At 65.1% G+C, this 12,453-nt stretch carries 10 protein-coding genes; 6 read left to right on the top strand and 4 right to left on the bottom strand.

Features of this window, described 5'->3' with window-relative positions:
• Positions 1–21: 21 nt before the first annotated feature.
• Positions 22–492: a pyridoxamine 5'-phosphate oxidase family protein gene (locus JY451_14765; protein ID QZH74886.1), complete on the bottom strand. Its 471-nt coding sequence runs from the start codon at positions 490–492 to the stop codon at positions 22–24.
• A 116-nt stretch (positions 493–608) separates the two neighbouring features.
• Here JY451_14765 and JY451_14760 point away from each other — a divergent pair, with 116 nt between their 5' ends.
• Positions 609–1,379 (top strand): recA-like protein, encoded by a 771-nt coding sequence (locus tag JY451_14760; protein QZH74885.1) that lies wholly within the window; start codon positions 609–611, stop codon positions 1,377–1,379.
• On the top strand, positions 1,330–2,892 hold the full coding sequence (locus JY451_14755) for a DNA polymerase Y family protein (GenBank protein QZH76753.1): 1,563 nt from the start codon (positions 1,330–1,332) through the stop codon (positions 2,890–2,892). Before JY451_14760 ends, JY451_14755 begins: the two co-directional genes overlap by 50 nt.
• A gap of 197 nt (positions 2,893–3,089) precedes the next feature.
• On the opposite strand, the gene JY451_14750 is transcribed toward JY451_14755, so the two are convergent.
• The 3 genes from JY451_14750 to JY451_14740 all read right to left on the bottom strand — a co-directional run bounded on the left by JY451_14750 (position 3,090) and on the right by JY451_14740 (position 5,200).
• Positions 3,090–3,890: a TerC family protein gene (locus JY451_14750; protein QZH74884.1), complete on the bottom strand. Its 801-nt coding sequence runs from the start codon at positions 3,888–3,890 to the stop codon at positions 3,090–3,092.
• 50 nt (positions 3,891–3,940) lie between these two features.
• Entirely contained in the window at positions 3,941–4,348 is a 408-nt protein-coding gene (locus tag JY451_14745) for a PilZ domain-containing protein (GenBank protein QZH74883.1), read from the bottom strand.
• A gap of 129 nt (positions 4,349–4,477) precedes the next feature.
• Entirely contained in the window at positions 4,478–5,200 is a 723-nt protein-coding gene (locus JY451_14740) for a carbonic anhydrase (GenBank protein ID QZH76752.1), read from the bottom strand.
• 214 nt (positions 5,201–5,414) lie between these two features.
• Between JY451_14740 and JY451_14735 the strand changes: the two genes are divergently transcribed.
• The 4 genes from JY451_14735 to JY451_14720 are packed head-to-tail and all read left to right on the top strand — an operon-like array spanning position 5,415 to position 12,421.
• Positions 5,415–6,659: a putative DNA modification/repair radical SAM protein gene (locus tag JY451_14735; GenBank protein ID QZH74882.1), complete on the top strand. Its 1,245-nt coding sequence runs from the start codon at positions 5,415–5,417 to the stop codon at positions 6,657–6,659.
• Positions 6,656–8,098: a UdgX family uracil-DNA binding protein gene (locus JY451_14730; GenBank protein QZH74881.1), complete on the top strand. Its 1,443-nt coding sequence runs from the start codon at positions 6,656–6,658 to the stop codon at positions 8,096–8,098. Before JY451_14735 ends, JY451_14730 begins: the two co-directional genes overlap by 4 nt.
• 1 nt (position 8,099) lies before the next feature.
• Positions 8,100–11,693, top strand: a complete 3,594-nt coding sequence (locus JY451_14725) for an error-prone DNA polymerase (protein ID QZH74880.1) — start codon at positions 8,100–8,102, stop codon at positions 11,691–11,693.
• 38 nt (positions 11,694–11,731) lie between these two features.
• Positions 11,732–12,421 (top strand): extensin family protein, encoded by a 690-nt coding sequence (locus JY451_14720; protein ID QZH74879.1) that lies wholly within the window; start codon positions 11,732–11,734, stop codon positions 12,419–12,421.
• The last annotated feature ends 32 nt before the right edge of the window (positions 12,422–12,453 follow it).

Here is a 12,453-nt window from a genome sequence, read left to right as displayed (position 1 = left end):
TTTCGTTTTGTTCGTTGCCTATCAGAGCACTGTTTCAGTGTGCTCTTTCTTCGCTTCGTCCCTGCTGTCGAAGCCGAGCAGCATTTTTACGTTATCGACAAAGCCTAGGTCGCTGTTCCAGATTTCGGCCTGGCCCAGATCCATTCGCAGCATCAGCAGGTTGGGATCGTCCTTCCCGCCCGGAAACCAGGCCTCGATGATCTGATTCCACTGCTTCTCCAGCCGCTCGCGGCTGCGCTCATGCGACAGGGTACCGGAAAAGCGTGCGAACAGCTGGTTGTCCTTGCCCGCGAATGTGGCGGTGGCGGGGCCACCCTTGGCCAAGGTGTGATCCTTGCGGGTGAAGAACCACACTTCGCTATCGGCATCCTTGTCCAATTGCGCGGTCATCGGCACGGCATTGTGCGGCTCGTTATCCAAATGAAGGAAGACGAAGGGGCTGGCGTTCAGCGCCTTCCAGAAGTCCTGCTTCAGTTCCTTGGTATCGCTCATGGGTAGTCTCCTTTGGCCATCAACGGCGCAGCGGGGGATAGGGTTCCAATCCTCCCTTGGTCTGGTTGCCAAAGTCCGCAAAACGGAACATAAAAGGAACAAAGGAGTCGATTCGCATGGACATGGCAGCTCTCCCGCGTGCGGCGGAACTGGCGCGTGCCGGTGCCAGTAAAGGTGCCGCCAATCCGCGCTGGCATCCCGGCAGCAAGTGCCCGCTGCACAGCGAGATTTTCGCCCCTGCCGATGACGCGAGCGGGACGGGCGCGGCGCTGGCACTGGCGCTCGATGGTCTGCGCGTGCGCGGCGCGGGCAAGTTGGGCCAAGGAGCGGAAGAAGGCGCAGTATTGTGGGTACAGGATGAAAAGGCGCGCAAGCTCTCCGGCAGGCCCTATCGCCCCGGCCTGCCCGAAGCACTGCGCCACCGGTTGATCCATGTTGCCGCCAAGACGTCCGAGGACGCGCTGTTCGCGCTGGAGGAAGGCGTGCGCTGCCGCGATCTGGCCTGCGTGATCGGCGAACTGGCGGGCAATCCGAAGGCACTCTCCTTCACTGCCTCGCGCCGCCTCAGCCTTGCGGCGGAGAAGCACAATGTGCCGCTGTTCCTGATCCGGCTCGACGCAGAACCTGACCTCAGCTCGGCACGGATGCGCTGGAAGGTGCGCGCCGCCCCTTCCGCTCCGCCGCTGTGGAACACTGCCGCGCCCGGTCGTCCGGCTTGGCACGCCGAACTGTTCCGCGCCCGCACCCACACTCCCGGAGAATGGATATTGCGAGATGGAAACGCCTTCCTCGCCGCCGAACGCGCCACTCCCGCCCATGCTCCCGCCGCGCCGGATCATGGCGATCTGGGCCTGCGAGCTGGCGCTCGATCGCTGGCGGCAAGCTGAACCCTGCAAGCGCGGGGAAGGGGCCGATGCGCAGCCGCTGGTCCTGATCGCCGAAACCGCGCACGGCCCGCGCATCGAAGCTGCCAATGCGGCCGGGCGCGCGGAAGGCGCCGCCCGCGGGATGATGCTCGCCGATGCGCGCACGCTGTGCCCGGCTTTGCAGGTCCGCCCTAGCGATCCGGCAGGCGATCTCGCTTTCCTTGAGCGGCTGGCGATCTGGGCGCAGCGCTGGGGGCCGTGGAGCGCGATCGACGCGCCCGATGGGCTGCTGGTCGATGTCACCGCCGTGGCGCACCTGTTCGGCGGGGAACGCCGCCTGCTCGCCGATGTCACCGCCCGCTGCGATGCGCGCGGGCTGGCAGTGCGCGCCGCCATCGCGCCCACCGCCGGGGCGGCATGGGCGCTGGCACATCATGCTCCCGCAGGAACGATCCTCGGCCCGGAAGAGGATATCGCCCTGCGACTGGCGGACCTGCCGGTGGCGGCGCTGCGGCTCGATGCCGACGTGCTGCTGGTGCTGCGCCGCCTCGGCCTCAAGCGGCTCGGCGATCTCACCAGCTTAGGTTTGGGCGTGGGCGAGGGCGCGAGCGGGCGCGATGCCATTCACCGCCGCTTCCGCAACCGCCGCTCCCCCGCCGCCAATCCGCTGATTCGGATGGACCAGCTTGCCGGACGGGTGCCCGAACCGCTGCTCCCGGTGATCCCCGTCAGCGCCCCGCTGGTGCAGCGGCGCCTGATGGAGCCGATCCGCCACCGCGAGCTGCTCGACCAGGTGGTGGCAGACCTCGCCGCCGATATGGCCCGCGTGCTCGAAGGGCGGGGCGAAGGTGCGCGGCGGCTGCAACTGGGGCTGTGGCGGGTAGATGGCGAAGTGGTGCTGCGCGATCTCGAACTGGCCATGGCCACTCGCGATCCCGCGCACGTGTGCCGCCTGTTCGCCGCTCGGCTGGACCACGTCGATGCCGGGTTCGGGATCGAGATGCTGCGGCTGCGCGCCTCATGGGCCGAACCTCTCGCGCTGGCGCAGGCCGATCTCGAAGCGGCGGCGGAGGAACACGGCACTTCGCTCGCCGCCTGTATCGACCGGTTGACGGTGCGGCTGGGCAGGGACGCGGTGCAACGCCCGGTGCTGCGCGCCAGCCACATTCCCGAACGCAGCGTGGGCTGGCAACCGCCGCTCGAACGCGAATCGGCGCAACAGGAGGAACTGGCCTTCCACGCGCGGCCGCTGAAACTGCTCGACCGGGCAGAGCGGATCGCAGTGCTCTACGCCAGCCCCGACGGCTACCCCCGCCGATTCCGCTGGCGCGGTTCGTTGTTCGACATAGCTCGCGTGGAAGGCCCCGAACGCATCGCTCCCGAATGGTGGCGCGAGAAAGGCGCCACCCGCCTGCGCGATTACTACCGCGTGGAGGACGCCACGGGCCGCCGCTACTGGATCTACCGTGCGGGCCTCGCCGGAGACGGGCGGGGCGGGGAGCCTGACTGGTTCTTGCAGGGGCTGTGCGGGTGAGGTGTGGACCCTCGACCGCCGGGGCACCTTACTTGGCCTCCCACGGCCAATCTCGCTCATCCTGAGCTTGTCGAAGGACAGCCACTAACTCTGCCTAAACGGGAACGTCGCGGCTACCCTTCGGCAAGCTCAGGGTGAGCTGAAGTGCGAAGGCACGAGAAGGTATGAGCAAGCGGGAACATAGGGCGTCCCCGAACTCACCCAGCCGCCGCCAACCTCGCCCGCCGGTTGCGCTGCACGATGTTGAGTATCTCCACCCCCACCGAGAAGCCCATCGCCGCGTAGATATAGCCCTTGGGCACGTGGAAGCCGAAGCCGTCGGCGATCAGCACCACGCCGATCATCACCAAGAAGGCCAGCGCCAGCATCACCAGCGTCGGGTTCTTCTCGATGAAGCCCGCGAGCGGGTCGGCGGCGAACAGCATGATGGTGACGGTGATGACCACGGCGGCAACCATGATCGGGATGTCGTCGGTCATGCCCACGGCGGTGAGAATCGAATCGACCGAGAACACCAGATCGATCGCCACGATCTGCGCGATCACTGCGCCGAAAGTGGCAGTGGCCGCTTTTGCCACGCCCGGGGTCTTGTCGAGCAGGTCGCCCGAATTGTCTTCCGGCTCCATCGAATGGTGGATTTCCTTGGTCGCCTTCCACAGCAGGAACAGCCCGCCAGCCAGCAGGATCAGGTCCCGCCCGGAAAAGGCGGTCTCGAAGCTCGGCTCGCCATAGTCGTTGGGCGTGCCTTGCAGGCCCAGATCGAACAGCGGGTTCTGCAGGGTGACGATCCAGCCGATCAGCATCAGCAGCCCGATTCGCATCACCAGCGCCAGCATCAATCCGATTCGCCGCGCCCGCTGCTGCTGGTGTTCGGGCAGCTTGTTGGACAGGATGGCGATGAAGATGAGGTTGTCGATGCCGAGCACCACCTCCAGCGCGATCAGGGTGAGCAGGGCCAGCCAGGCGGCCGGATCGGTAAGCAGGGCCATGATATCCATTCGGGTTCATTGCCCGAAGCTGCCGCGCGCCTCAACCGGGTTTTGCCGGATCAGCAGAACAGGCGTGGGGGTATATCCGCCGAACCGGGCGATGCAGTGCCCTGCGTGCTTTCTCGTTGTCCGGAATGAACGAGTCGCGGTCCGGCGGGTGCGGATTCAATCGTTTCGTTTAGCACGCGGGCCAGCAGCGGGCGATCGAAAGTCACCCCGCACATACCCGGTTTGACCCAGGTGATATGGCAGAACGCCTCGCCCCAGGGCCATTCGAGGATCGCCCCGCAGCCCATGCCGGGAGGGTTTTCCATGGACAGCCGCGCGCCGACATCGGAAATGTCGAACAATCTCCCGGCGACATTACCGCTCGGCATCACCAGCGTGGCCAGGCAATCCACCCGCACCCGCGGCGCGCCCCGGCGTTCGGGGGCCGGAATGGTTTTCTCGCGCCCGAACAATCTCATAGCAGTGCCCCGTTTCCATTCTTTTGCCGGAATGTGAAGGGCATTGGTAAAGCCGGGGTGAACGGACATGGTTAAAGCCTGAAGAATCCCCCGCGGAGCACGCGGGGTGGGTCGGCGCGGGAGATGTGCTCAAGGCAGATCGAAGAAGTCCACTTGCCCGTCGTTAAGGCCATAATACGCGCCGACAACCTTGAGGCGACCGGAACGCTGCGGCTCCATCATGATCGGATCGGTCTGCTCGCGCAGCTGGCGCACCACGCGGCGCACGTTTGCGCGTACCGAATTGTCGAGGAAATCGCCGTCCTCGCTGCGCGCGGCGAGCACGGCGGGTATGATCGGCTCGATCATCCGCCCGATCTGGCCGGGGAAGGTGGCATTGTCGTTGACCACGTCGGTCGCCGCTTTCACTGCTCCGCAGCTCTGGTGGCCCATCACCACCACCAGCGGCACTTGCAACACCGCCACCGCATATTCGATCGAGCCGAGCGCCACCGTATCGACGGTATTCCCGGCGTTGCGGATGATGAACAGTTCGCCCAGTCCGCGGCCGAACAGCAGTTCCGGCGGCACCCGGCTGTCGGAGCAGGAAACATAGGCGGCAAAGGGGTTCTGCCCGGTCGCCAGATCGAGGCGGCGCTGGGCGCTGGTGAGCACCCGCGTCTGCTCGCCGCGCAGGAAGGCGGCATTGCCTTCACGCAGCAGATCGAGCGCCTGATCGGGAGTGAGGTCGGTTGCGGGCGGGGCGGGGGTAAGTCCGCCGTCGCTGTCCTGCGCGGCAAGTGCTGCACCGCCACCGAGCAGGGCGCTCGCTCCCAAGGCACCAGTGGTTCCCAAAACGGTTCTGCGGGTCATCATGATCGTCTCCTCATATCGTGGGGGAGGCGATGTGAGTGTTCGGCCGCCCCTCTCTCTCACGTCCGACATCACGAGCAGTTGCTCGCCAGAGGGGCCCGGTACGCCCCCGTTCTTTATGCGAGCGCTTCGCAAAAGGGAATACGGATTTTGAGCGGTAATCGCTTTGCCGCAATCGCCTTGCGAATCGGATGCAAGAACATATAAAGAACAAATGCCTGTTCTCGAAACCATCCAGAAGCTGGAAATCCTTGCCGACGCAGCGAAATACGATGCTTCCTGCGCCTCCTCCGGCACGGCCAAGCGCAATTCGAAGGGCGGGAAGGGCATTGGCTCGACCGAGGGGATGGGCATCTGCCATGCCTATGCGCCCGATGGCCGCTGCATTTCGCTGCTGAAGATCCTGCTGACCAACCACTGCATTTTCGATTGCCACTATTGCGTGAACCGCAAGAGCTCGAACACGCGGCGGGCGCGGTTCAGCCCGCAGGAAGTGGCGGACCTGACGCTGACCTTCTACCGGCGCAATTATATCGAGGGGCTGTTCCTCTCCTCCGGCATTATCAAGAGCGCCGATCACACGATGGAACAGCTGGTAGAAGTGGGACGTATCCTGCGGGATGAACACGATTTTCGCGGCTACATCCACCTGAAGACCATTCCCGAAGCGGACCCGGCGCTGGTGCACCAGGCAGGGCTCTATGCCGATCGCGTCTCGATCAATGTCGAAATGCCGACGGTTGCGGGGCTGACCCGCCTCGCGCCGGACAAGAATGCCACCCAGATCGAAGGGGCGATGGGCGGGGTGAAAATGGCGATCATTCAGGCCAAGGACGAGAAGAAGCGCTTTCGCCACGCGCCGCGCTTCGCACCGGGCGGGCAATCGACGCAGATGATCGTCGGCGCGGATGCGGCCAGCGATGCCGATATCGTCGGTAAGGCCAGCCGGCTCTATGACCGGTTCCGCCTGCGCCGCGTCTATTATTCGGCCTTCTCACCGATCCCCGATGCCAGCGCGGTGCTGCCACTGAAGCGTCCGCCGCTGCTCCGCGAACACCGGCTGTACCAGTCCGACTGGCTGATGCGGTTCTACGGCTTCGCGCCGCAGGAAGTGGTGCAGGCGACCGGGGCGGACGGCAACCTGCCGCTCGACATCGATCCCAAGCTCGCCTGGGCGCTGAAGTTTCGTGAACATTTCCCGGTGGATGTGAACCGCTGTTCGCGTGAAATGTTGCTTCGGGTACCGGGGCTGGGGACGCGCGCAGTGGCGCAGATCCTCGCCAGCCGCCGCCACCGCACGCTGCGGCTGGAGGATGTGGCCAAGCTCACCGTCTCGGTCACCAAGGTGCGCCCGTTCATTGTCACCGCCGACTGGCGCCCGCTGCTGCTGACCGACCGCGCCGATCTGCGCGCGCTGCTGGCCCCGAAGCAGGAGCAGCTGGAGCTGTTTGCGGCATGACTGCCCTCCAGCACGTCAGGCTCGGCGCATACTACGTCATCAGCCTGCCCGAGCCCGACGATTTCACCTTCTGGCGCGAGCGGGCGCGGCTACTGGTGCAGTGCGATGTACCGCCCGACCGTGTAGCCTGGGTGGAGCCGGGCGGCACAGGATCGCTGTTCGCACATGGTGACCGCCGCGTGCCGCAGCCGGACGATCCCGCGCGGGTGGTGCGCGCGAGCAAGCGGTTCCTGCAAATTGCGCAAAGCGCCATGCATCATACTGATCCGGAACGCTTTGCCCTGCTGTACCGGCTGCTGTGGCGGCTCCAGTCTTCCCCAAGGATGATGGAGGACAAGGCGGATCCCGAGGTCCGCCGGGTGGAGGAATTGGAAAAGGCGGTGCGCCGCGATGCGCACAAGATGCATGCTTTCGTCCGCTTCCGGCGGGTGGAGGATGGCGACGAGCCCGAAGCGCCCGAGCATTACGTCGCCTGGTTCGAGCCGGAGCATCACATCCTCCGGCGCGAGGCGGGCTTTTTCGTCCGCCGTTTCGCCAATATGCACTGGTCGATCCTGACCCCGCGCGGCAGCCTGCACTGGGATGGCAAGGTGTTGTGCGAAGGCCCGCCCGCGCAGAAGTCCGATGCGCCCGGCGACGATCCGGCGGAGGACCTGTGGCGCAAGTACTATGCCTCCATCTTCAATCCCGCGCGGTTGAAGATCGGCGCGATGCTGAAGGAAATGCCGAAGAAATATTGGAAAAACATGCCCGAAGCAGCGTTGATTCCCGAACTGATCGCAGGCGCGCAAGCGCGCGAGGCTGCAATGGTGGCGGAAGGCAGGATGGAATACCAGGCGAAACCCGAAACGCTGGCGGCAATCGACAAGGCGATTCACGCCTGTCGTAACTGTCCCATCGGCGAACTCGACAATCGTGCGGTGATGGGGGAGGGGCCGCAACGCGCCACTCTGATGATCGTCGGCGAACAGCCGGGTGATCAGGAAGACCTTGCCGGTCGCCCGTTCGTCGGCCCGGCGGGGCAGGTGCTCGATGCGGCGCTGGCAGTGGCCGGGATCGACCGGAGCGCAGCCTACGTCACCAACGCGGTGAAGCATTTCAAGTTCGTGCAGCGCGGCAAGCGGCGGCTGCACCAGTCGCCCACCGCCAGGGAGATCGACACCTGCCGCTGGTGGCAGGAAGCCGAACGCGCGGTGGTGCAGCCGAAGCTGGTGCTGGCCTTGGGAGCGTCTGCGGCGCGCGGACTGCTCGGCAAGACGGTCAGCATCACCAAGGCACGCGGCGCGCCGATCCCGCTCGAAGACGGGAGCGAACTGTGGGTGACGGCACACCCATCCTACTTGCTGCGGCTCGACGGCGATGCGCGCGAGGAGCAGGAGCGGCTGTTCGCGGCCGATCTGGCGGCAGTGCGGGCGCGGCTGGCGGAATTGACGGCGTGACGTGCCCGAAAGCGATGTCCTCCCCAAGCGCACGATCGAGCTCGATCCGGACAGCATAGACGCGCCGCCGCGCGCGGCCTTTGTCGAGCTGGGTCTCGTCTCGTGCTTCAGCTTCCTGCGCGGCGCGTCGGATGCGGTGGACCTCGTGCTCACCGCCCGTTCGCTGGGTTACGATGCCGTGGGGATCGCCGATGCCAATAGCATGGCGGGGGTGGTGCGGGTGCATGGCGAGGCCAAGACGCTCAAACTGCGCCCGGTGATTGGCTGCCGGATCGAGACAGTGGAGGGCTTGGCGTTCCTCGCCTACCCGCGCGATCGCGCCGCCTATGGCCGCCTCTGCCGCCTCATCAGCAGGGGGCGGATGCAGACACTCGACGGCGGCTGGCAGGACAAGGGGGCCTGCGAGATCAGCCTGACGATGCTGGCGGAGCATTCGGAAGGGCTGCAACTGATCGCACTGCCGCCGCGCGATCTGGACGCGCGGTTTACGATTGTGGTGCCGAGCAATGTCATTCCCTTTCGTCATCCCGGTCCCCGAGCCGGGGTCCCGCTTGCCTCCGAACCGAGCGGGACCCCGGATCAAGTCCGGGGTGACGAACAGAAATGGGATCGGGTGACCGCCCCGTACCCCGATCTCCTGCGCCACCTCTGCGGCCAACTCCCCACCTTGGGCTATCTCGCCGCCAGCTATCTCTACAGCGGCGATGATATCGCCCGGATCGACCGGCTCGATGCTCTGGCGCGGGCGAATGGCTTGCGGCTGCTCGCCACCAACGATGTGCATTACCACGCGCCCGATCGTCGCCCCTTGCAGGATGTGATGACCGCCATCCGCCACAAGACCAAGGTGGCGAGCGCCGGGCACCTGCTCCACGCCAATGCCGAGCGGCACCTCAAGAGCCCGCAGGCGATGCAGGCGCTGTTCGCCCGCTGGCCCCAGGCGATTGCCGCCGCGCGCGCAGTGGCCGATGCCTGCGAGTTCAGCCTCGATGAACTGAAATACGAATATCCCGAGGAGATTTACCCAGACGGCATGACGCCGCAGCAATTCCTCGAAGCCGAGACATGGCGGGGGGCAGACCAGCGTTATCCCTCCGGTGTACCCGACAGCGTGCGGCAGACGCTGCACCGCGAACTGGCGCTGATCGGCAAGCTGGATCTCGCCCGTTACTTCCTCACCATCAAGGATATCGTCGACTATGCGCGCGGGGTCGATCCGCCGATCCTGTGCCAGGGGCGCGGCTCGGCGGCCAATTCGGCGGTGTGCTATTGCCTCGAAATCACCAGCGTCGATCCGGCGAAGCACGCGCTGCTGTTCGATCGCTTTATCTCGGAGGAGCGCAAGGAGCCGCCCGATATCGATGTCGATTTCGAGCACGAACGGCGCGAGGAGGTGATCCAGTACATCTATCGCAAGTACGGTCGCCACCGCGCGGGGCTGTGCGCCACCGTCATCCACTATCGCCCGCGCATGGCGATCCGCGAAGTGGGCAAGGCGATGGGCCTTTCCGAAGATGTCACCGCCGCGCTCTCGCGCACCGTATGGGGCGGGTGGGGGACCGAAATCGGCGAGGATCACGTTGCCGAAACGGGCATGGACCTGAGTGATCCGCACTTGCGACGGGTTCTCGCCTTGACCCGGCAAATGATTGGAATACCACGCCATCTCTCGCAGCATGTCGGCGGATTTATCCTGACCAAGGAAGCGCTGACCGAGACAGTGCCGGTGGGCAACGGGGCCATGCCCGATCGCAGTTTCATCGAATGGGACAAGGACGATATCGAGGCGCTGGGCATCCTCAAGGTGGACGTGCTGGCGCTGGGGATGCTCACCTGCATCCGCAAATGCCTCGATCTTCTGGAAAATCACCACGGTCGCCGCCTGCAATTGGCCAGCGTGCCGCGCGAGGACCCGGAAACCTACGAAATGCTGCGCAAGGGCGATTCGCTCGGCGTGTTCCAGGTCGAAAGCCGGGCGCAGATGAACATGCTCCCGCGCCTGCGTCCGCGCGAATTCTACGATCTGGTGATCCAGGTCGCGATCGTGCGTCCGGGGCCGATCCAGGGCGACATGGTACACCCCTATCTCAAGCGCCGCCGGGGTGCGGAGAAGGTGGTAATCCCCGCGCCCGCGCCCGAGCACGGCCCGCCGGACGAGCTTTCCAGCATTCTCGAGCGCACGCTGGGGGTGCCGATCTTTCAGGAGCAGGCGATGAAGATCGCGCTCGACGCGGCGAAGTTCTCTTCGCTGGAAGCCAACCGGCTGCGCAAGGCCATGGCGACCTTCCGCAGCCGGGGGATGGTGGACGAATTGCAGGACATGATGGTCGAACGGATGGTGGCGCGCGGCTACGATCGCGATTTCGCCCAGCGCTGTTTCAACCAGATCCGCGGCTTCGGCGAATACGGCTTCCCCGAAAGCCACGCCGCCAGCTTCGCACACCTCGTTTACGTTTCGAGCTGGCTGAAGTGCCACTTTCCCGCCGCGTTCGGCTGCGCGCTGCTCAATTCGCAGCCGATGGGGTTTTATGCGCCGGCGCAGATCGTGCGCGATGCGAGGGAGCATGGGGTGACGGTGCTGCCGGTTGATGTGAACTTTTCGGAATGGGACTGCACTCTGGAGGTGCTGGGGGATTTGGATTCTTCGCGTGATTCCGAATCCGAATCCGGTCGCCAGGACAAACACATCGCCCTGCGTCTCGGCCTGCGGCAGGTGGACGGTCTGCCCGAATATGTCGCTGCGCAACTGCTCGCCGCGCGCGCGGATCATGGCCCTTTTGCCGATGTCGCCAAGCTGCGCGACCGGGCGCGGCTGCCGGTGGCGCATATCGAGCGACTTGCCAGCGCCGATGCCTTCGGTTCGCTCGACATGACCCGGCGGCAGGCGCTGTGGGATGCGCGCAGCCTGGTGGGCGGGGCGGGGCTGCCGCTGTTCGCCCATGCCGATGAACGTGACGAGGGGGCCGAGCGCCGCAGGGCGATCCTGCCGCAAATGCCGCTTTCCGAAGAAGTGGTCGCCGATTACCAGACTATCCGGCTCAGCCTGAAGGCGCATCCGCTGGCCTTCCTGCGGGCAAGCCTTGCCGAACGCGGTTTCGTGCGCGCCTGCGATCTCAGGAACCGCAAGTTCCGTTCGATGGTTCAGGTGGCAGGCGTGGTGCTGATTCGTCAGCGGCCGGGCAGTGCCAAGGGTGTGTGCTTCATCACGCTGGAGGATGAGACGGGCACGATCAATCTGGTCGTCTGGCCCGATCTGAAGGAAAAACAGCGCAAGGTGGTGATGGGATCGCGGTTGATGGAAGTGCGCGGGCGGGTGGAATATGATGACGAGGTGATCCACGTTATCGCCCATTCGATGACCGACGCAACAGCGGAGCTGCATCGCCTGTCGGACGACCTGCTCAGCGCCCCGCTGGCGCGCGCCGATCATGTCAATTCGCCGCTGCCATCGGGCAAGATCAATCCCTCCAATGGCCTGCACGATGGCGAAGAACACGAGGCCATCCGCCCACGCGACCTGATCGATCAGTTGCCCAACACGCGTGGGCACCCGCGCAATGTCCGTATCATCCCAAAATCGCGTGATTTCCACTGATGGCGCCGAAAAAGCGAAATTGGCCGCGCATTGCCCCGATGGATACGGCATTGGCGGCGCTGCTGGTGGGTATCGCGCTGCTGCTGGCCGGACGCAGCTGGCTGGAGGAAAATCCGCAGCACAATCCCTGGGCGCCGCTCGACCTGCGCGATCCGCATGGAATGGCGACCGCGGGAAAACTTACCGCCCTGCGGGGCGATGTGCCTGCATGCCACGCGGTGCTGGACCGCAGCGAAATCGCTTTCACCGCGCTCCCCGCCGCTGGTGAAGCCGAATGTCGACGGGGGGATAGGCTGATTCCAGCCGATCTGCTTCTATCTCCCGCAGAACCGCAAATGACCTGCCCGGTCGCTGCGGGATTGGTCCTTTGGCTGGAACAGGACGTACAACGGCTGGCGGAGCAATATTTCGATTCGCAGGTTACGCAGGTGGAGCAGCTCGGAACTTACAGCTGTCGCCGAATGTATGGCGCAGCATCAGGGCGCTGGAGCGAACATGCAACGGGCAATGCCATCGACATAGCCGGCTTTGCGCTGGCCGACGGACGCCGCGTGAGCGTGCTCCGGGACTGGAACGGCGACGAGAGCGAAGCCCAGTTCCTGCGCGCGGTACGCGATTCGGCGTGCAGCAGCTTCGGAACAGTTCTCTCGCCCGATTACAATGCCGCCCACGCCGATCATTTCCACTTCGATCAGGGGCGAGGAGTGGGCCGGGGCGCCTGTCGCTGAAGCCGACCCTTCCAAGATCGAACAGGCAAACA

The organism is Erythrobacter sp. (assembly GCA_019739335.1).
In the GTDB taxonomy this organism is placed as follows: Bacteria; Pseudomonadota; Alphaproteobacteria; order Sphingomonadales; family Sphingomonadaceae; genus Alteraurantiacibacter.
The sequence above is the reverse complement of the archived record's forward strand: the minus strand, read 5'-3'. Positions and strand labels throughout refer to the sequence as shown.